Here is a 22674-nt window from a genome sequence, read left to right on the forward strand (position 1 = left end):
AGAAAAGGTGAGACCGATGAAATTTATTTTTGTACACGGTATGGGACATACGGCAGCAAGTTGGGAAGAGACAATTTCATATATGAAAAATAAACAGGATATTGTATGCCCGGATTTATCGGCGATCTTGAACGGAAAAGAAGCCAGTTATCCTAATTTATGTTCTGCATTTGCAGAATATTGCAATCAGTTTGAAGAGCAGATTCATCTATGCGGTCTCTCACTGGGAGGCGTCTTAGCGTTGGATTATTCTTTGAAGTTTCCCGAGAAAGTGAAGTCACTGGTTCTGATCGGCACTCCGCACAAAATACCGAAATTTATGCTCTCCGTTCAAAACGTGATTTTCCGTTTTTTCCCAAAATCCATGTTTGATGGTATGGTCTTTGATAAAAATGCAACCTCCGTATTGACAAATTCCATGAGGGAACTGGATTTTACGGATAAAGTCAAAATGGTGCAATGTCCGACACTGGTACTATGCGGGGAAAAGGACAGCGCCAATAAGAAATCCGCATATTATCTCGCAGAGAACATTCCACATGCAGAGTTGAAAGTGATAAAAAATACCGGGCACATTGTGAATGAAGAGAATCCCAAAGGTTTGGCGGAGATTTTGGATTCCTGGAGATGATTTTTAACCTTTCCTTTTTGAAAAATCTGCCGATAAAATATATAGGACTATGTATCGGAAAAATGGAGGAAAGGAGCAGGATCATGAAAATTCAGGAAACAATTCCCAATGATTTTTCAACTCGAAATCTAGTGAGAACCAGATCGATTCAACCGGAAGAAAAGAGAACGAGAGAACTTTCTACATCGGAAAAGTTGATGGAAGAATTGAGAAATAATTATAAAAATATTCAGTTTGATTTTGTTGATTTCAAAAATGATTCTCAACTGAAAGAATATGCGATGTCGAAACCGGGAATGAATCATGTTGCGATCTCGAAAGAGTTACTGAATAAAATGGCAGAGGACGAAAAGCTGTATACAGAAGTAAAAGAAATTTTATCGTCACTATCGAAGTATCAAGAAAATTCTATGATAGAAGCTTATCTGTCAGGGAAGAAATTAAATGGAATGGGTTTGGTGCTTGACGAAAATGGGGAAGTCTCCAAATGGACGAATATGGAAGAAATTCCGGAAGAAACATACTGGATTCCAAAACATGAGACAGAATCGACGACATCATCCTTTTCTTCAACGACGGAAAAAAAGAATATATATGAGATTCCTTACAAATATTCACAAAGCCGTCATATGATGCGCCTTGCCAACGCAAAGAATGTTACAAGTGTCAGAGGTGTGATTGCGGCAAGTCAAAGTGAAATTGGAAAAGTAAAGTTGAAAATTTCAGATCCAAAAGAGGCGGCAGTCATCATACGGAAGATCAAAAATGTGATACGAAATGGGAATATTAAAATTGCGAGGCTGCATAAGGAAGAACGATTGTTTCGAGCGGAACGTCTGGCGGAGAAACGAAAGAAAGCTGCGTTGGAACGTCAGTTGGCAGAGCAGCTCCGCAAAAAAAAGATTGCCCGTAAAGCGCAGGAACATTGTCAGACAGCCTCATTCGATGATATTTTTGGAAAACCGTCTGTAAATGACGAACGATACAGGCAGATCAGTGAACAGTATGCGTCGGTTGCAGCATTAGGAGTGGGAGCGGCGTCGGTTTCGGCTTCGGCTGTAACAACGGTTCCGCAGACAGCACTTACAGGCGGAAGTGGCGGGGAGATCAGTATTGTTTCCACAGGTGTCATTAATAGTAGTGTATAAAAAGAATGCGTGCGTAAGAAACAACAAAAGGGTTTCTTACGCACGCATTTTTTCTCAGCAAGATCCACAGACCTTACATCGTCAATGTACAAAAGTGCGTTACGGATTCCGTCAATATCCATAATAACGTTAAAAAAATAACGTTATATTTTTAACAAAAAAGTATTGACAAATAATTAACAAATGCATTATACTAAACACGTATTAAAGAAAAAGTTCCATTCATGAAAATGATTCAGGAGGAAATGAACATGGCAAAGCAGAAAGAAGCGGCAGTTGTGCCGACAGTCGTAGATAGTGTAGAAACACTGGAAGCAAAAATGAAAGCAATGCGCGAGGCGCAGAAAGTTTTTGCTACATTTACACAGGAACAGGTAGATAAGATTTTTTATGAAGCTGCTATGGCGGCAAATAAACAGCGTATTCCGCTTGCAAAAATGGCAGTGGAAGAGACACAGCGTGGTATCGTGGAAGACAAAGTGATCAAAAACCACTACGCAGCAGAATATATTTACAATGCATATAAGAGCACAAAGACATGTGGCGTGATCGAAGAGGACGAGGCATTCGGAATCAAAAAAGTTGCAGAGCCGATCGGTCTGGTGGCAGCAGTTATCCCGACAACAAACCCGACATCCACAGCGATCTTCAAGACATTGATCTGTCTGAAGACAAGAAATGCGATCATCATCAGCCCGCATCCGGCTGCAAAAGCCTGCACGATCGCGGCAGCAAAAGTTGTTCTGGACGCGGCAGTAAAAGCAGGCGCTCCGGAGGGGATCATCGGATGGATCGACGCTCCGTCACTGGAACTGACCAACACCGTTATGCGTGAGGCAGACATCATCCTCGCAACAGGCGGACCGGGAATGGTAAAAGCAGCATATTCATCCGGAAAACCGGCTCTCGGAGTAGGAGCAGGAAATACACCGGTCATCATTGACGATACAGCAGATGTGAAGATGGCAGTAAACTCCATCATCCATTCCAAGACATTTGACAATGGTATGATCTGTGCATCCGAGCAGTCAGTAACTGTACTGGACAGCATTTATGACGAAGTGAAGAAAGAATTTGCATACCGCGGATGCTACTTCCTGAAAAAAGGCGACGAGCTGGACAAAGTTCGTAAAACGATCATCATCAACGGCGCATTGAACAGCAAAATCCCGGGAAAATCTGCATACGAGATCGCAAAAATGGCAGGAGTCAATGTACCGGAAGATACAAAGATCCTGATCGGTGAAGTAGAGTCCGTAGACATTTCCGAAGAATTTGCACACGAAAAACTGTCTCCGGTACTCGGAATGTACAGAGCAAAGACATTTGACGAGGCGCTTGCAAAAGCAGAGCAGCTTGTAGCAGACGGCGGATACGGACATACCGCTTCCCTGTATGTACATCCTGCACAGAAAGAGAAGATCGCAAAACATGCGGCTGCAATGAAAACATGCCGTATCCTGATCAACACACCATCCTCACACGGTGGAATCGGAGATCTTTACAACTTCAAACTGGCTCCGTCACTGACACTCGGATGCGGATCCTGGGGCGGAAACTCCGTATCTGAAAACGTAGGAGTGAAACATCTGCTGAACATCAAGACCGTTGCCGAGAGGAGAGAGAACATGCTTTGGTTCAGAACACCTGAGAAAGTATACTTTAAGAAAGGCTGTATGCCGGTTGCACTGGATGAACTTGGAACGATCATGCATAAGAAAAAAGCATTTATCGTAACAGACTCTTTCCTGTACAAGAACGGATATGTAGCTCCGATCGAGGCGAAACTGGACGAAATGGGAATCCAGCACACATGTTTCTACGAAGTAGCTCCGGACCCGACACTGCAGTGTGCACGTCTTGGTACAGATCAGATGCGTGCATTTGAACCGGATACGATCATCGCGCTCGGCGGTGGATCTGCGATGGATGCCGCAAAGATCATGTGGGTAATGTACGAGCATCCGGAAGCAAACTTTGAAGATATGGCGATGGATTTCATGGACATCCGCAAGAGAGTTTATACATTCCCGGAGATGGGGACAAAGGCTTATTTTGTAGCGATCCCGACTTCTTCAGGAACAGGCTCCGAGGTGACACCGTTCGCGATCATCACAGACGCAGAGACCGGCGTAAAATGGCCGCTGGCAGATTATCAGCTTCTTCCGAACATGGCGATCGTAGACGTGGACAACATGATGACACAGCCGAAAGGACTGACAAGTGCTTCAGGTATCGACGTTATGACACATGCGATCGAGGCATATGTTTCGATCATGGCATCGGATTACACAGACGGTCTGGCGCTCAAAGCGGTGAAAGCAGTATTTGATTATCTGCCGTCCGCATATGAGAACGGAGCAAACGATCCGATCGCAAGAGAGAAAATGGCAAACGCATCCTGTATGGCAGGTATGGCATTTGCAAATGCATTCCTCGGACTGAATCACTCCATGGCACATAAACTGGGTGCGTTCCATCACCTGCCGCACGGTGTTGCAAATGCAGTGCTTCTGACAGAAGTAATGCGTTACAATGCGGCGGAAGTTCCGACAAAGATGGGAACATTCTCTCAGTATCAGTATCCGCACGCAAAAGCAAGATACGCAGAGCTTGGACGCTTCGCAGGATGTACCGGAAAGAACGACGATGAAGTATTTGAAAACTTCCTTGCAAAACTGGAAGACCTCAAAGAAAAGATCGGAATCAAGAAGAGCATCAAAGAGTACGGAATCGATGAGAAATACTTCCTCGATACATTGGATGACATGGTAGAGCAGGCATTTAACGACCAGTGTACAGGAGCAAACCCGAGATACCCGCTCTTCAAGGAGATCAAAGAAATCTACCTGAAATGCTACTACGGAAAATAAAGACCAGCGTAGGAAAAAGCGTACGATCCGTGAATAAAGGGCGCAAGTCCTTTTGTACGCGGAGGATAAATAGGGATTATAGAGAATAGAAAGCAGAAAGCCTGGATAGTACCGGAAGAGACGGTATGTCCGGGCTTTCTGTTTTTTTCGGGACTTTGCAAATAAAGGGGATTCCTGTATAATAAGAAGCGTCCAAATTATAGAAGAGAGGATTGACTGACAGATGGATTTGAATCAGAAACTGACCGAAGAATTAGGTGTAAAACGCTGGCAGGTAGACGCTGCGGTAAATTTGATCGATGAGGGAAATACGATCCCGTTTATTTCACGATACAGAAAAGAGGCGACCGGATCGCTGAATGACGAGCAGCTCCGAAAATTACATGAGCGGCTTTTATATTTGCGGAATCTGGAAGAGAAAAAAGAACAGGTACTTTCCAGTATCGAGGAACAGGGAAAACTAACGGAAGAATTGAAAGCGCAGATCCTTGCGGCGGAAACATTGGTTGTCGTGGAAGATCTGTACCGCCCGTATCGTCCGAAACGGCGGACGCGCGCAACGATCGCGAAAGAGAAAGGACTGGAACCGCTCTCTGTATTGATCATGCTGCAGCAGACGAAAGAACCGCTGGAAGTGGAGGCGGAGAAGTATATATCCGAGGAAAAAGAAGTGAAATCCGCGAAAGAGGCGCTCTCAGGAGCAATGGATATCATCGCGGAATCGATTTCCGATGAGGCGGATTACCGGAGCTGGATCCGGAAACAGACGATGCAGAAAGGAAAGATCATTTCTGCGGCGAAAGATGCGGAGGCAGAGTCCGTATATGAGATGTATTATGAATTTGAAGAACCGATCGGAAAACTGGCAGGACACAGGATCCTCGCATTGAACCGCGGGGAAAAAGAGAAGTTCTTGACGGTGAAGATCGAAGCGCCGGAGGAAGACATCCTGCGGTATCTCGAAAAACAGGTGATCCGGCGGGACAATCCATATACAAGGCCGGTGTTGAAAGATGTTGTGGAAGACAGTTATAAGCGTCTGATCGCGCCGGCGATCGAACGGGAGATCCGAAACGAACTGACGGAAAAAGCGGAAGACGGTGCAATCGAAGTATTCGGAAAGAATCTGCACCAGCTCTTGATGCAGCCGCCGATCACCGGAAGAGTTGTACTCGGATGGGATCCGGCATTCCGTACCGGATGTAAGCTGGCAGTCGTGGACGAGACCGGAAAAGTGCTCGGAACAACCGTCATTTATCCGACTGCGCCGACAACGCCTGCGAAGATCAAGGCGTCTAAAGATCTGCTCAAGAAGATCATTCCGAAGTACCATGTCTCCCTGATCTCCCTCGGAAACGGAACCGCATCCAGAGAGTCGGAGCAGTTTATCGTGGAACTGTTAAAAGAGATCCCGGACAACGTACAGTATGTGATCGTCAACGAGGCGGGCGCGTCGGTTTATTCGGCGAGCAAGCTTGCAAGTGAAGAATTTCCGAAATTTGACGTGGGACAGCGGAGCGCGGCTTCTATCGCGAGACGTCTGCAGGATCCGCTGGCGGAACTGGTGAAGATCGATCCGAAATCCATCGGAGTCGGACAATATCAGCACGACATGAACCAGAAGAAACTGGGCGAATCATTGAACGGTGTTGTGGAAGACTGCGTCAACAAAGTCGGCGTCGATCTGAATACGGCTTCCGCGCCGCTGCTCTCTTATATTTCGGGAATCAGCAGTGCGATCGCAAAAAATATTGTCGCATACCGCGAGGAGAACGGTCGCTTTGCGAGCCGGAAAGAATTGCTGAAAGTGGCGAAACTCGGACCGAAGGCATTTGAGCAGTGCGCCGGATTTATGCGGATCCAGGGCGGAGAAAATCCGCTGGATGGAACGGGCGTGCATCCGGAGTCCTACGAGGCGGCGGAAAAATTACTGAAAAAGCAGGGATATACGCCGGAAGACATTACAGGCGGCAATCTGACAGGACTTTCGCTGACGATCAAAGACTATAAGAAGCTGGCGGAGGAACTGGGAATCGGGGAGATCACTCTGCGCGATATTGTCAAAGAACTGGAAAAACCTGCGCGCGATCCGCGTGAGGAGATGCCGAAACCGATCCTGCGGACCGACGTGCTGGAGATGAAAGACTTAAAAGAGGGAATGGTCTTAAAAGGGACGGTGCGCAATGTCATCGACTTCGGCGTATTTGTGGATATCGGCGTGCATCAGGACGGACTGGTACATATTTCCCAGATCACGGACCGTTATATCAAGCACCCGTTGGAAGCGGTCAGCGTCGGAGACATCGTGGATGTGAAAGTCATGAGCGTGGATCTCAAGAAGAAACGGATCCAACTGACGATGCGCGGAATCTGATAAGGAAACTATGTGATGAGAAACATTGTAAATGGAGGGCTGTTGTTCTAGGAGATAAAATCATCTACTGGAGCAGCAGCTCCTCTTTATGTCCTAAAAGCAGAATGGAATAAACAGTTCTATATTTCAAAGATTCTTATTTCAGTAAAACTAGGGTGAAACTGGGACTTTTATATATAACGCGAGGGCGTCGGTCAATTCTCTGATTTTATATTTTACGATATTGGTAAATGTTTCTGAACATAAAAGGTGAAAATGAAATATAATTGAAAATTCTGAAAATTAGAGATATGATAAAGTTAGTGGAGAGTTTTAGGGATCAGTATCATGGAAAGAGGATAGCAAATAAGCTGATCATAAGTATAATACAGCTACTTAGAGATGAGATAGAAAGTAGGAAAGAAGATGAAAAAAATATAATAACATTTTTCTTATGTATAATTGTTTTAACAGGATGTAGTTCAAGTAAAAAAGTTGAAAATATTGAGAGAGAACAAATTATAGGTACACTTTATAATGTATCAGAAAGTGCTGTATCTTATCCGGATATTCCCTCATTAACAAAAAATAGTGAAATAATAATATATGGCGAAGTTGTACAAATAGAGTCAGTAACTCCAGAGAACGGAATTGCAAGAGCCTGGCGATCGAATAATTTATTTTTTGGTTGAATCACCTCATAAAGGATTTGGAGAATTATATACACGAGTAACAGGACCAGAAGCAGAGTATTTTGAACTGGAAGATGGGCAGTTCGTAAAAATGGAATCATGGGCTGGATATCAAAATAGTCTTTCTATTGAGGAAAAAGCTGCAGATGAAAATCCTCCGTTGTATGAAACTTACACATTTGATCAAATTAGTATCATGATTAATGAATCGATTGATTTAATTTGATTTTGCGTTCTCCTTTTGCATCCGGTAAAACTTTTTGCGTAAAAAAAAGTACCGTTCACGGATATTCCTGTTTTTCAATCGGAAAACGTGATATGGTTGAATTGACGAAAAATAACCGAAATTACGCGGTTTGAGGCGTGTTTCCCCTTATACATTGACGCCAGGGAAACAAAAGATACAGAAATGCAAAAAGGAGGAACGGCATGAAACGGATCGATTTTAACAACGGGTGGAAATACCGCCGTGCAGGAGGAAATGAGTCATGGAAAGAAGTGACGATTCCACATGATGCGATGATTTCAGAGAGACGGACAGCCGACAGCGCCGGGGGGATCAATACCGGTTGGTTTGAGGGATATGATTATGTTTATGAGAAAACATTTGAAGTGCCTGAAGAGATGAAAGAAAATGAGGTGAGCTTTGAATTTGAGGGAGTTTACCACAATGCGGAGGTCTATATCAATGACAGGAAAGCGGGATTCCATCCTTACGGGTACACGAATTTCTATGTGGAGGCGGATCCGTATTTGAAATACGGAGAGGAAAATGTGATCCGTGTCATTGCTCACAATGCCGACCAGCCAAACAGCAGATGGTATTCCGGCGCGGGAATTTATCGCCCCGTCTGGATGGATGTATTTTCAAAACAGCATATTCAAAGAAATGGCATTCGCATCCGGACGGTCAGTGCAGAGCCGCCTGTAATAGAAGTCGAAGTGCAGACAACTGCGGCAGGGGAATTGGAGTTGGAAGTGTTGGAGACGGGGGTCACGGCAAATATGGAGACGAACGGACATGCCTGTGTGCAGATGGAGATTCCCGGCGGAAAACTGTGGAATGTCGATATGCCGAATTTATATCAGTTAAAGGTAAGGTATACCGGAAGAAAAGAGAGCGGTGCAGATGACCAGACCGTCATAGAGAAAGAGACCGTGACAGAGAAAGAAACTGTGACAGAGGAAGAAACGGTCACATTCGGAATCCGGACTCTTACGTGGGATGTGAAAAAGGGACTGTGTATCAACGGGGAACGGGTGATTTTGCGCGGAGCGTGCATCCATCACGACAATGGTGTGCTTGGAGCCTGCTGTTACGCGGATGCGGAAGCGCGGAAAGTGCGTATCCTGAAAGAAAACGGATATAATGCGATCCGTTCGGCACACAATCCATGTTCCAAAGCGCTTCTGGAAGCCTGTGACCGTCAGGGCGTGCTGGTTATGGATGAGTTTGTGGACGTCTGGTACATCCATAAGACGGAATATGATTATGTGGATCATTTTCAGAAATGGTGGCGGCAGGATCTGAAAGATATGGTAGAAAAGGATTTTAACCATCCGTCGGTCATTCTGTATTCCACCGGAAATGAGGTGTCGGAAACGGCACAGCCGAAAGGAATCGAGCTGACAAGGAAAATGACGGAATATCTACATCGGCTGGATGATACGAGACCGGTTTCTTGCGGCATCAATATCTTCTTTAATTTTTTAAGTTCTGTGGGTTTTGGCGTATACAGTGATAAAAAAGCAAAAAAAGAAGTCGAGAAAGCAGAAAAGACAAAAGGAAAACAAAAAAAGAAAGCGGTCGGAAGTCAGTTTTTCAATGATCTGGCGGGAATGCTCGGAAGCGGTTTTATGAAATGGGGAGCGACGTTTTACGGCTGCGATCTGAAGACACGCGATGCCTTTGCAAATATGGATATTGCCGGCTACAATTATGGGATCAACCGTTATCGGCACGATCTGAAAAAATACAAAAAAAGACTGATACTCGGGAGCGAGACATTTTGTGACGATGCGTATACATTTTGGGAGCTGGCAAAACAAAATCCGAGGATCATCGGGGATTTTGTGTGGGCAGGGATGGACTATCTCGGAGAGGTAGGAGTAGGTTCCTGGGAATACAAAGATTACGCCCCGGACTTTTCACACGGTCCCGGCTGGATCACTGCGGGAAGCGGACGGATCGATCTGACAGGAAAACCGCTGGCAGAAGCGGGATATACAAAGACGGCGTTTGAACTGACAGACAGACCGGTCATCGCAGTGCGTCCGGTCAACCATACGGGAGAACGGCATTCTCCGTCCGCCTGGAAAATGACAAATGCCTTGGAATCCTGGTCATGGAACGGATGCGAGGGGAAAAAGGCAGTGGTCGAAGTCTATGCAAGAGCCGCAAAGGTCGCATTGTATCTGAACGGCAAGAAAGTCGGAAGCAATCTTCTGAAAGATGGGTGCGATACGAAGTTTCAGATCCGATATGAGCCGGGAGTCTTAAAGGCGGTGGCTTATGACGCCGAAGAAAATGTGATCTCGGAACATAAGCTCTGTACAGCAGGAGAGGAGACGATGCTTCGTGCGGTTCCGGAAGAAAAAACGGTAAAAGCCGGGAAGCTCAGTTTTATCCGTCTGCAGTACACCGATGCGAACGGAACGGTCAAGCCTCTGGAAAGGGGGATTTTGCAGGTTCGGGTCAAAGGCGGCAGACTGCTTGGAGTTGGAAACGGATGTCCGTATAATAAGATCGGTTACTGCAAAAATCACACGGATACCTATTGGGGCGAGGCATTGGCGGTTGTACAGGCGGACGGAAGCGGACCGGTCTGTCTGGAAGTAAGCGACGGCAAGCTGCGGGCATCGGCAGAGATCCCGTTAGAAAGAAGTGAAACCATACAAAATAAAAAGTGATTTTGTGCAAAACATACAAAAACGTGAATGCAGATTGCGTTAAAAAAGCAACCATTCACGTTTTTTTTATGCCTGTATTTTAAAACGTGATAACATAATAGCAACAAGAAGAGAGACGGTGAGGAGGAAACGGATATGCTGAAGATCAGCAGGCTTTCGGTAGAACATCTGCGTACAGGATGCGTGACGGACAGGGCGCAGCCACGGGTATCGTTTCAGGTGCAAAGTGACAGAGCAAACGTGCGGTTAAAATGTGCGGAGCTTCAGATCGCAGATTGGGAGATTGAGACGGACAAACAGATTCTGATCCCTTATCAAGGTCAGAAATTGAAGCCATTTACGACATACCCGGTGCGGCTAAAGGTGACGGATGACGCAGGAGAAACCGCGGAAGCAGCGATGCAGTTTGAGACCGGAAGAATGGGAGCACCGTGGCAGGCACAGTGGATTAGCGATCCGGCATATTCCTTTACTGAGAAAAAAGTATCGCCTCTCCCGATGATGTTCCGCAAAAAAGTTACGCTCAAGGGCAGCGTCGCGTCGGCAAAGATCTGCGCGTCGGCGCTTGGGATCTATGAGCTGGAGATCGACGGGAAAAAGGCAGGAGACCGGTATTTTGCGCCCGGATTCACTTCGTATCGACATGAAATGCAGTATCAGGTATACGACGTCACTGATCTGCTCACGGGAAACGAAGCCGTCTTGTCGGCAGTCGTTGCAGGCGGATGGGCAGTCGGTTCGTTCGTGTTTACAAGAGGAAACCGGTTCGACGGAGACCGGCAGGCATTTCTGGCAGAATTGAGAATCACTTACGAAGACGGTTCGGAAGAGATCATCGGTACAGATGAGACATGGGAAGTGACAGAGGACGGACCGTATCGCATGGCAGATCTGTACGACGGAGAAACGTACGATGCGACGATCGATACAGAACAGATCGCATGGAGAAAAGCAGCGCCGGAGAAATTAAAGTTTGTGCCGAATCTGATCGCAGATTACGGAAGCCCGGTCAAGGCGCAGGAGATCATGAAGCCGCTTACATGCAGACGGACAGAGAGAAAAACACTGATCTATGATTTCGGACAGAATTTCGCAGGGGTGATCCGACTGAAGCTCAAAGGAAGAGCCGGGCAGAAGATCACGGTCCGCCATGCTGAAATATTGAATCCGGACGGAAGTCTGAACGTAACGTTTTTGCGGACCGCAAAGGCGACGGCAACGTATATTTGTAAGGCGGGCGAGCAGGAGTACAGCCCGAAGCTGACGTACATGGGATTTCGATATGCGGAGATTGAGGGGACCGAGGAAGCGGATGTGGAAGTTTCCGCTATTGCGCTTTATTCGGATATGGAACAGATCGGCGGGTTTACCTGTTCCGACGAACGGCTGAACCGCCTGCAGAAAAATATCGAGTGGAGCAGCAAATCTAATTTTGTAGAGATCCCGACCGACTGTCCGCAGCGTGACGAGCGTATGGGGTGGACAGGAGATATCGCGGTATTTGCGCCGACAGCATATTTTAATTTTGATCTCAGCAGATTTGCGGAAAAATGGCTGCTGGACGTAAAGGCGGAACAGCTTCCAAGCGGAGGCATCCCGAATACAGTGCCGGCGCAGGGATACGGATTTCCGGCAACGATGCCGACCATGGCAATCGACTGGTGGGGAGACGCCTGCGTTCTCGTTCCGTGGGCACAGTATCAGGCATGCGGGGATATACAGATTTTAAAGGAAATGTATCCGACGATGAAAAAATATGTGAAAGCATGTCGGTTCTGGGCGGGATTTGGGCTCGGAAAACATCGATATATCTGGCACACTCCGTCCATGCTGCATTTCGGTGACTGGGTGGCACCGGATGTTCCGAAGATGTCTCAGTGGCAGAGCCGGAGTAAATGGACGGCCACCGCGAGCCTGTACAATACGAGCAGGATCACCGGAATGACGGCTAAATTGTTGGGAGAGGAAGCAGACGCAAAATATTTCAACACACTGGCAGATAAAACAGCGGATGCATATGTTTCGATTTTTACAGACGGAAATGGAAAACTGAAAGAGGAATTTCAGACCGGATATGTACTGCCGGTGTATTTGAACATGTTTTCGGAGGAAACAAAGCGTAAGGCTGCGGATAATCTGGCGGGGCTTGTCGAAAAAGCGGATTACTGTATCGGAACAGGCTTTCCGGGGACGCCGTATATACTCTTTGCTCTTGCAGATAACGGGCAGGAAGAGACTGCGTTTAGGATGCTGATGAATACGAGGTGCCCGTCCTGGCTGTATGAAGTGAAAGCCGGAGCAACGACGATCTGGGAGCGCTGGGACGGGCTAGATGAAAAAGGAGAGTGTCCGATCGGCAACGACGGAACAGACCAGATGATCTCTTACAACCATTATGCCTCCGGTTCAGTCGGCGCTTTCTTGTATCAGCGGATCGCCGGGATCGAGGCAGTCGAACCGGGATATGAAACATTTCGGATCAAACCGGTCGTGGGCGGCGGGCTGACCTGGGCAGAGGGAAGCACCGAAACGCCATATGGACGGATTTCTTCCAAATGGAAGATCGAAAACGGCAGATTTTATCTGGAAGCCGAAGTTCCCGTCGGCACAAAATGTACGGTCATACTGCCCGACGACTCCGTGAAAGAGACGGGAAGCGGAACATACAGGATGGAATGTGCTTATGCAAAAGGAGAAGTGAGGAAGTAAAAGTATGAGAGAAGAGAGGAAAGGAAATTTCTGGAATACGCCGTTGACGGCGTCTATGATCAAGACGAAAGATGTGCGGATGCCGGAAATGCTGCTGGGATATTTTATCGGTCCCATCGGAGGGCTGCTTTCATCTGGGATTTTTACCAGTATTTTAAATACATATTTCACGGATGTACTGAAACTGGATCTGACGTTTTTGACAACCTTGCAGTTGGTATCGACGATATTCATTGTGATCGCCAACCTGATCGTCGGACAGTTGATCGAACGGACAAAAGTGATGGCGGGCAAGGCAAGACCGTGGATTCTGTTATCGGCACTGACGCTGTCGGTCGCCTCGGTTCTGATGTTTATCGTACCGTTTGAGGGCACGGCAAAGATGATCTGGATCGCAGTGGCATATAACTTGTTTTATTCCGTGGCATATCCGATTTATAATACCGCCAATTCCACACTTGTGGCAGTGTCAACAAGAAATTCCGACCAGAGAGGACAGCTCGCATCCTTTACAAATATCGCAGGACTTGCGGCGATGGGAGCCGGTTCGATGGTATTTCCGATTCTCGTATCCTTTGCGTTAAAAGAGAAACAAAATCTCTGGTTTATGGCGATGCTGGCAGTCGGGATCCTCACGGCGCTTACCATATTCTTACAATATAAGTTCAGCCGTGAACGTGTGACGGAAGAATTGCTGGAGCAAAACAAAGAGGATGGGGGAACGATACCGCAGACATCGGTATCTATGAGAGCACAGTTTGCAGCAGTTGCATCGGAAAAATGGTGGTGGATCGTCATGGTATTCTATATGATCTTTCAGTTTTCCGGTGCGATCAAGAATGGCTCGATGTCCTATTTTTGTAAATGGGTGCTGGATAATTCGGTCATGGGAGCTGATGCATGGGGAACATATCAGTCGATCCTGGCGATCATGGGAGCGATCCCGATGGCAGTGGCGATGTTATTTGTCAATCCGCTGTGTCAGAAATTCGGAAAGCGGAAAACAGTCAGCGCGTTTCTGATCCTGGGCGTTATAGGCGGCGCGATCGCAGGAATGGGAGGAAATCATATCGTACCGGTTGCTGCCGGCGTAGCATTGAAATGTCTGGGATCGTCTCCGGCATGCTATATGATCCTGGCAATGCTGGCGGATGTGATCGATCATATTGAATGGAAGACCGGACTTCGTACGGACGGATTGACGATGTCGATTTACAGTTCGCTTATGGTGGCGGCGTCTCCGGTCATGAACGCAGTCTTTTCCCTGATCTTGAAGATCGTCGGATACGATCAGAATTCGGTGGTCGGAGTGGATGTGCAAAGTGCGGCGGCACAGGCCGGGATCTCCATCAGTTATATCTGGGTCGAGACCGCGGCATATCTGATCTGCGCAGTGCTGTTGTTTTTGTTCTTCCGGGTGGAAGACAATCTGAAAGCGGAGCAGGATGAGATCGAATGCAGAAATAAAGAGAAAAAAGCGGAAATTTAAAAAGGAATGAGATCGGATCTTTCAGCCGTGCGGGCTGAGAAAATAGATCAAATGAACAAAAGGAGGAGGAATCTATATGAAAACAAAGAAAATTGCACCGGCGATGCGTGGGCTTGCGGCAGTTACAGCATCTGTTATGGCTCTTTCCATCGTTGGGGCAGACATCGCAGACGGTTATCGCGCAAGAATAGACAGCGCGCTCGGAACACAGAGCTATGTGACGAAGAATGATGAAGATTCGGCGAGATTTGTCAGCGATTACGCAACATTCGAAGAGATGAAAGCGGCAGCAAAAGACATTGCCGTAAGAGAGGGAGAGGAGGGAACGGTCATTATGAAAAATGACAACGACGTTCTTCCTTTATCCGGTAAGAGTGTGGCGCTGTTTGGTCTTGCGGCGTATGTACCGTATCCATACGCACAAAAGGATCTGAAAGCCGGAAATGAAGATGCGGTGAATCTGGTTCAAGCATTTACAGATGCAGGGGTTGAGATCAACCAGACGGTGATGGATTTCTATCAGAAAAATATTTTGAATGAACATATTGAAGAAGTAGAAAACAAATGGACAGGAGAAAAGGAGAAACAGGTTGCATATGATAACATCTATGTATCCGCTCCGGGAGATATGGCGACGTATCAGATCAACGAAGTTCCTCCGTCAGAATATGAGAGCCTCGGAGCTCCGGCAGACTGGAAGTCCAAGATCAATAAGGACGAAACCGTCGGAATCTGTGTATTTGCAAGGGGCGCAGGAGAGGGAAATACTTATGCGCCGGGTTCCGCGACAGACCGTGCAGGCAAAGAAACAGGAGCAGATCCGCTTGCACTTTCAGCAGATGAACTGGCAGTTGTCGACGCGGCAAAAGAAACCTGTTCTCAGGTCGTTGTTCTGATCAACTCCGGAAATACAATGGTATTGAAAGAAATCGCAGAGGGCGGCGCACATGAGGTGGACGGTATCGCCTACATCGGCTGTCTGAACGATTATCAGGCGACCGGAGTTGTCAATGTACTGACCGGAAACGTGAATGCCACCGGAGCGCTTCCGGATACCTATGTGGCAGACAATGCCTCCATACCGGCGGTGATGAATTTCGGCGGAGGATATTATGCTGATTACGAATCCATCGGACGAAACGGAGATGACCCGCGGTATCCGGGCGTTGAGATCGCCAATACCGAAGCCGGTTCTTTCGGAGGATCCGATACATATAACGGCGGTACTTATGTCGTGGAAGCAGAGGGCATTTATGTCGGATATAAATATTTTGAGACACGTTATTACGACGCGGTTGCCAATCCGGATTCCGGTGCGAATTCAGCGGCAGGAGCGACTCAGGCGGCAGCGTGGGATTATAACAACGAAGTGCTTTATGATTTCGGGCATGGTCTGAGTTATCTGGATTATGCACAGAACTTAAAGAGCGTCGAAGTAGATAAGACGGCAGACGGCAATATTACGGCAGTTGTAGAATTGAAAAACAACAGCGATCAGGACGGAACATTTCTGGCACAGTTGTATGTGCAGCAGCCATATACGGAATATGATAAAGAAAATCATGTGGAGAAATCCGCAGTGATGTTCCTGAATTCTGCCAAGACAGAAGTGGCGGCAGGAAAAACAGAAGAAGTAACGATCACGATCCCGACAAAGTATCTCGCAAGTTATGATTATACAAATGCCAAAACTTATATTCTGGATGAGGGAGATTACTATTTTACCGCGGCAGCAGGATCCCATGAGGCAGTGAATAATATTCTGGCAGAACAGGGATATACAGTCAAAGACGGTATGGATGCGGAAGCATCAGGCGCAGTCCAGACATGGAAGCTGGATGAGTTCGACAATACCACATTTGCCGTTGAAAACGGTACGGAAGTCACCAATGTGGCAGAGGAAGCAGATTTGAATTACTGGACAGAAGAGGAGACCGTGACATACCTGTCCCGTCAGGATTGGGAGGGAACCTATCCGATCAACTACAACGAGGTGGAGATCAAGGTAGGAGACAGCCCGAAGAGTGAGGAATGGATTGCAGAACTTCGCGGAGAGACCTACACGATCCAGACAGACGATCCGGCAAAAGAGGGCAAGGATCAGGGCATCCGTTTTGATACTGCGACGATCCAGCCGAATCAGATGGAAGATATCAACGATCCGGTATGGGATGAACTTGTCGCAGAGATCACGATCGATGAAGCAGTCGGCGCAGTGATCCACGGCGGAAGCCAGACAGATAAGCTGACAAATGTAGAGAACCCGATCGTAAACCAGAACGAGGGCGTCAGCGGATTTACGGCAGCTTATGAGGATAAAGAGTCCGGAGAGACCTATCGTTTCAATGTACATTCCCAGACACTGCTCGGTTCTTCCTTTAATCCACAGCTGGCATATGACTGGGGACGTGTAGAGGGAAATTCCGGACTCTGGCTCCAGAGGTATCATCTGTGGGGAACCGGTCTCACACAGAGAAGAACGCCTTACAACGGACGTAACTACGAATACATTTCCGAAGACCCGATGCTGACGAACCGTATGGGATATGGTATTTTGCAGGGATGCGCGGATATGGGAATCTTAAACGGACCGAAGCATATGGGATTCAACGATCAGGAACATAACCGAGGCGGAATTTCCGCATATATGCACGAGCAGAAATTCCGTGAGACCGATTTACGTTGTTTCCAGGGCGGTCTGGAAGATGCGGACGGTATGGCTGTTATGATCGCGTTTAACCGGATCGGAGCAACCAATGCATCTCACCATGTAGGTATGCTGCAGGATATTTTAAGAAACGAATGGGCGTTTACAGGTTTGATCTCGACGGATATGATGAACAACAAATATTATTTCAATCCGGAATCCATGATCATGGCGGGAATCACACAGGTGGCAGATTTTGCGACGGAAGACAACCATATCAATATGGGAGAAAACGGAGCAGACGCAACATGGATGCATATTTCGGAAGATACCGTGAAAAATGATGCGGCTCTGGTAGAACAGGCAAGAGAAAATCTGAAATATCAGCTTTATACATTTGCAAACAGCGCAGTCATGAATGTTTCTACGGAACGGGTAATGACCTGGTGGGATATCGCGCTGAAAACAATTACTTATGTAAGCGGCGCTCTGGCTGTTGCTTCGGCGGCAGCATGGATCGTACTGACGGTTCAGTCAGGAAAGAAAGCGACCACAAAGAAAAAGGAGGAGAGCGAATCATGATCAAAAAACAGTCAGTCGGAATTTGGATGAACGTGGCGGTTGTTTTGTTAACGCTGGTATCTCTTATCGTATATGGCGTCAATATTTCAAGCGAGGGGTATTTCAAAAATGCAGCGGTCAGCAACCTGATCTTATATGGTGTACTTGCGATCGTGATGCTGATAATGGTGATCGTACTGGCACAGGTAAAGGTCAGCGATTCCGTACAGCTTGCAGTTGAGATCGTTTCCGGGATCCTCAGGATCGCAGCTCCGGTGCTTCTGACACTGGGACTGGTCACACTGGTCAGTGCAAGAGCAGAGGGACTTGGGTTTATCTTCTTTTCCAATGAAGATGTCCTGCTGGAAGTTCAGACGGCGGCAAATATGTCTTCGGCAACAGGCACGATCGTAAATATGGTATGCTTAGGGATCTCTGCGATCGCGGCGATGGCAGCAGCATTTTTCAGCACAAAGAAAAAGGACGCTTAGAGAGCGGCGCACGAAGCAAAAAAGAAAAACATGAAATAGAGATCGTGTGATAAAAAGAGAAATTCCAGTTTCGGAGCGGGAATCATCCGGAACGGGAATTTCTCTTTTCTTTGTATAGGCGACGAGCCAAAGTCCGGACTTGCCCGAGACCTTGGCGACTGCTTACAATCCCGGAATGTGCCTTTTGGCGCTTCCGGTGATTGCGGTATGGAAAAGTCAATATTTTGCGGTAAAACAAAGTGTGGAACAAAGAGTACAACAAAGAGTACAAAACAAAGATTGTAAAAGAGGTTTTTGGAAGACAGATTAGATAACAGGGGTGCAAAATCATTGAAAATAGTATAAAATGGAGACAAAAATGAAAAGGAGATCAGCATCATGTATCGGATTGCAGTGGTGGAGGACGATAAGACTTATGCTGTGCAGCTAAAAGAATACCTTGCCCGTTATGGAGAAGAAACCGGGCATAAAATAACGGTCACGGTATTTCAGGACGGAGAAGATATTGTGACGGATTATTCGGCAGATTTTGATATTATTTTAATGGATGTGGAAATGGCTTTTATGGACGGGATGACCGCCGCAGAAAAAATCAGGGAAAAGGATCGGGAAGTGATCATTATTTTCATTACCAATATGCCGCAGTATGCAATTCAGGGATATCGGGTGGATGCGCTCGATTATGTGCTCAAGCCGATTTCTTACTTTGCGTTCTCCCAGCGGATCGACCGGGCACTTATGCGGGTGAAACGAAAGGAAACGACATACCTTACGGTGGCGCAGAAAGGTGGGATGCGTAAGCTGGACGTGTCGAAGATCAGTTATGTGGAAGTGCGGGATCATCTGCTGATCTATCATCTGCCGGATGAGGAGATCGTGGCAAAAGGCAGTATGAATGACGCAGAGAGCGCGCTGGACGGACGATTGTTTTTTCGGTGCAACCGATGTTATCTTGTAAATCTGGAGTATGTGGAGGACTTCCGTGGAAATGATGTGACGGTTGCAGGGGATCTGATCCAGGTAAGCCGATCCAGAAAGAAACCGTTTCTGGACGCATTGAACAATTATATGAATGAGGTGGGAAATTAGATGACAGGAATCACATTTGTGAATACGCCGGGATATTATTATTCCATTTCTTACTTTTTGGCGGCGATGCTCGTGATCGCCACGAACCGGAAACGAATCGGCAGGAGCCAGCGGCTAGTGGTACATGGCGCTTTTTTTGTGGCGATCGTCGGCTTTATGGCGGTGACGGACGGTGTGAGACAGGCATTGTTTCTTCCGTGTATGATCGTGTCTATTTCACTTCTTTTGCTTTATATCTATGTATGCTGTGAATTTAAGCTGACGGAAGCCGGATATTATTGTGCGAGGGCATTCATTACCGGCGAATTTGCGGCTTCTCTGTGCTGGCAGATTTATTTTTACCTGTTAAAAATATTTCCGCAGATCATCGATACGGCAACCGGAAGATGGATACAGCTTGGGGTGGCTTATCTGTTTATTTTCGGAGGGATTTACTGGCTTGAAAGACATTTTCAAAAAGAAGTGGAGATTGTGAACATCAATCGCAGGGAACTGATCACCGTGATCATTATGAGCGCCTCGGTATTTGCGGTGAGCAATCTCAGTTACCTGAACCAGAACGCGTTGTTCAGCAGCCGATTTGCAGGGGAAATGTTTACCATTCGGACCCTTGTGGATCTGAGTGGAATGGCAATGCTGTATGCTTATCATATTCAGGTCAGAGAGCTGCAGATGAAGTTTGAGGTAGACACGTTGCAGAACATTCTGGAGATGCAGTATAAGAATTATCAGCTGTCACAGGAAAGTATCGACATTGTCAATCAGAAGTACCATGATCTGAAACATCAGATCGCCCTTTTGAAAGTGGAGGCAAACAGTGAAAAATCCACCCGTTATCTGGAACAAATGGAGCAGGAGATCAAGTCCTATGAGGCGCAGAATAAGACCGGGAATAAAGTGCTGGATGCCGTGCTGACGAGCAAGAGCCTGTATTGCCAGAATAAGGGGATCGGGCTGACCTGTGTGGCGGACGGAACTTTGTTGAATTTTATTGCGGAGATGGATATCAGCGCTCTTTTCGGAAATATTCTGGACAATGCGATCGAGAGCGTGGAAAAGTTAGAGAAACCGGAAAAACGACTGATCCATCTGTATGTGGCGCAGCAGAAAAATTTCCTGCGTATCAAGGTGGAAAATTATTGCGAAGAGAAGATCGTGTTCAAAAACGGCATACCGCAGACGACAAAAAAGGATAAGCAGTTTCACGGATTTGGAATGAAGAGTATTCAAACGACGGTGCGGAAGTATAACGGTTCTGTCACAGCCGGGATCCACGATAACTGGTTCGAACTGCGGATCTTGATCCCGCTCGTAAAGAGAGCTGGCTGAGGGAAGAAAGCGTTGAAAGAAAAGTGGATTTATTTGACCTGTGGGAGTACAATTCTTATGTTGTACATTCCCAGTTATATATTGCGGCAAAAGATCGTAAAAAATCACCGGAGGTCTTACGAGCAATGTTCACGTCGCTCACAAAAAAATGGGAGATCGATCAGTCGCCGTTATATCGGCATATTGAGAAAAAAGAAGTCGATCAGGCATTTGGGGGAGAGCTTCAAAAATTAATTATTCAGTCGCTCCGGACAGATGAAGAAATGCAGTTTTAGAGAATAGATAAGCGTCTGAATAAAGAAACCAGGGGAGTCGAAAGACACCCCTGATTTTATCTAAATAGAACGTTTTTTTAGAAACAAAAGATCTTTAAATTCATCTAAAGAAATATTCTGTCCCGTTCTTTTTAATTGTAATGCTTGCAGTACTTCGGAATAACGTTTTTTTGTTAAAGGATTTGTTGCCATGGTAATGATGGAGAGCAGTAAGCACACAGAGGTTCCGATGACAAATATATTTTGAAATCCCTCGAGTGTACTTATGCTCTGCACCGATGCCAGCGGATCATAACCGACATAGTCAATCACCATACCTAAAATACTTACACCGATGGCGGCAGCTATTTTTTGAGATACCGTTGCCATAGAATAAAATAAGCCCTCTCGTCTCTCGCCGCTGACCAGTTCGTCCACCTCTACGCAATCGGAGATCATAGAATAAATCACCTGATACAGTGCGTTTAAACCTACGACAAGAATACTGGTCATAATGATCGGTGCCATTGTAGATCCTGTTTTCAGGAAAAATAATGGGAAGATGATCATACAAAGCAGCCAGATTCCCATTGAAATAATCCATGAGGTCACTTTTGAATATTTTGTGGACCAGTGATCGATCGGAAACACCCAGAACAATGCGACGATCCACATAATGATATTCACGAGAGACACTTGTGTGTCGTTTAAATTTAAGTTGTAGGTTAAATAATATACCAGGACTCCGAGGAAAATTGCCTGTGCCAAAATAGCAAATATAAAGGCAATTGTTAAGTGGAGAAATGGTTTGTTACGAAAAGGACCCTCGATCATCTCTTTGACCGAATATGATTTTTTTACGGATATATTTTGATTTTCGTATCCCTCGCTGGCTTTATAACCGATCAAAATACTGATCGTACAAATAAATCCGAATAATGCAAAACATACGGACCAGGCTTGTCTCATACCTCCGACAACAGGTTCTAAAAAGGCGGTATAAGTCATGATCCCTCCGCCTATTGCTACTCCGATGATCGCCCAAAAAGTTCGGATCGTGGCTAATTTACTTCTCAGATCGTAGTCGTCAGTGACCTCTCCGCTTAGAGATGTATAAGGAACATCAATCAAAGTCTGAAATGTATAAAATAATAAAGCGACGACGATAAAATAAATTTTTTGCCGAGATTCAACAAAATCCCATGTAGTAAACAGAAGCCAGGTTACAACTCCGAAAGGAACAGCGCAGGTAAGCAGAAAAGGTCTTCTCCGTCCCTTTTTTGGATCCCTGTTATCGGAAAGAATACCAACCAACGGATCTGTAACCGCATCCCATAAAGTACCGATTGTCATGATGAGCCCGGCAAAGCTTCCGGATAATCCAACGACATTTGTAAAAAAATACAACCCATATGTCGTGAACATTGTAAATGTAAAAAGGGTAGCCAGCCCCGGAAGTCCATATGCGATCGCTCTTGCAGGTGACATCCTTTTCATG

General features: G+C 46.4%; 15 protein-coding genes. 14 read left to right on the forward strand and 1 reads right to left on the reverse strand.

All coding sequences use genetic code 11. The features are described from left to right. Positions 1-16 precede the first annotated feature (16 nt). The 14 genes from I2H87_RS01270 to I2H87_RS01335 all read left to right on the forward strand — a co-directional run bounded on the left by I2H87_RS01270 (position 17) and on the right by I2H87_RS01335 (position 21197). The gene (locus I2H87_RS01270) at positions 17-631 is read left to right on the forward strand and encodes an alpha/beta fold hydrolase (RefSeq protein ID WP_009267255.1); all 615 of its coding nucleotides are present in this window, start codon (positions 17-19) and stop codon (positions 629-631) included. Positions 632-714: 83 nt separating this feature from the next. Beyond that, positions 715-1779, forward strand: coding sequence for a DUF6033 family protein (locus tag I2H87_RS01275; RefSeq protein WP_009267254.1), 1065 nt, complete (start codon positions 715-717; stop codon positions 1777-1779). Between the two features lie 251 nt (positions 1780-2030). Then, positions 2031-4652, forward strand: a complete 2622-nt coding sequence (gene adhE, locus I2H87_RS01280) for a bifunctional acetaldehyde-CoA/alcohol dehydrogenase (RefSeq protein WP_009267253.1) — start codon at positions 2031-2033, stop codon at positions 4650-4652. Positions 4653-4875: 223 nt separating this feature from the next. Further along, a complete protein-coding gene (locus I2H87_RS01285) occupies positions 4876-7026 on the forward strand; it encodes a Tex family protein (RefSeq protein WP_009267252.1) in 2151 nt (716 codons plus the stop codon). Between the two features lie 290 nt (positions 7027-7316). Next, positions 7317-7697, forward strand: coding sequence for a hypothetical protein (locus I2H87_RS01290; protein ID WP_195609126.1), 381 nt, complete (start codon positions 7317-7319; stop codon positions 7695-7697). Beyond that, positions 7690-7923 (forward strand): hypothetical protein, encoded by a 234-nt coding sequence (locus I2H87_RS01295; RefSeq protein ID WP_195609127.1) that lies wholly within the window; start codon positions 7690-7692, stop codon positions 7921-7923. The genes I2H87_RS01290 and I2H87_RS01295 overlap by 8 nt, the downstream gene beginning before the upstream one ends. 203 nt (positions 7924-8126) lie before the next feature. Then, complete coding sequence (locus tag I2H87_RS01300; RefSeq protein ID WP_195609128.1) at positions 8127-10607, forward strand: glycoside hydrolase family 2 TIM barrel-domain containing protein; 2481 nt, start codon at positions 8127-8129, stop codon at positions 10605-10607. Positions 10608-10742: 135 nt separating this feature from the next. Beyond that, on the forward strand, positions 10743-13316 hold the full coding sequence (locus tag I2H87_RS01305) for a family 78 glycoside hydrolase catalytic domain (RefSeq protein ID WP_195609129.1): 2574 nt from the start codon (positions 10743-10745) through the stop codon (positions 13314-13316). A 4-nt stretch (positions 13317-13320) separates the two neighbouring features. Next, entirely contained in the window at positions 13321-14805 is a 1485-nt protein-coding gene (locus tag I2H87_RS01310) for an MFS transporter (protein ID WP_195609130.1), read from the forward strand. Positions 14806-14881: 76 nt separating this feature from the next. Next, positions 14882-18034, forward strand: a complete 3153-nt coding sequence (locus I2H87_RS01315; RefSeq protein ID WP_195609131.1) for a glycoside hydrolase family 3 N-terminal domain-containing protein — start codon at positions 14882-14884, stop codon at positions 18032-18034. Further along, positions 18031-18504, forward strand: coding sequence for a hypothetical protein (locus I2H87_RS01320; RefSeq protein ID WP_207745965.1), 474 nt, complete (start codon positions 18031-18033; stop codon positions 18502-18504). Before I2H87_RS01315 ends, I2H87_RS01320 begins: the two co-directional genes overlap by 4 nt. A 378-nt stretch (positions 18505-18882) precedes the next feature. Further along, positions 18883-19593, forward strand: a complete 711-nt coding sequence (locus I2H87_RS01325; protein ID WP_195609132.1) for a LytR/AlgR family response regulator transcription factor — start codon at positions 18883-18885, stop codon at positions 19591-19593. Beyond that, positions 19594-20922 (forward strand): sensor histidine kinase, encoded by a 1329-nt coding sequence (locus I2H87_RS01330; RefSeq protein ID WP_195609133.1) that lies wholly within the window; start codon positions 19594-19596, stop codon positions 20920-20922. It begins immediately after the preceding gene. Positions 20923-20945: 23 nt separating this feature from the next. Next, positions 20946-21197, forward strand: a complete 252-nt coding sequence (locus tag I2H87_RS01335; protein ID WP_195609134.1) for a hypothetical protein — start codon at positions 20946-20948, stop codon at positions 21195-21197. 60 nt (positions 21198-21257) lie between these two features. Here the strand turns inward: I2H87_RS01335 and I2H87_RS01340 are convergent, their stop codons facing one another. Continuing rightward, positions 21258-22673, reverse strand: coding sequence for an MFS transporter (locus tag I2H87_RS01340; protein WP_195609135.1), 1416 nt, complete (start codon positions 22671-22673; stop codon positions 21258-21260). Position 22674 lies beyond the last annotated feature (1 nt).

The sequence above is a fragment of the Mediterraneibacter glycyrrhizinilyticus genome, assembly GCF_015560805.1.
Classification (GTDB): Bacteria; Bacillota; Clostridia; order Lachnospirales; family Lachnospiraceae; genus Schaedlerella; species Schaedlerella glycyrrhizinilytica_A.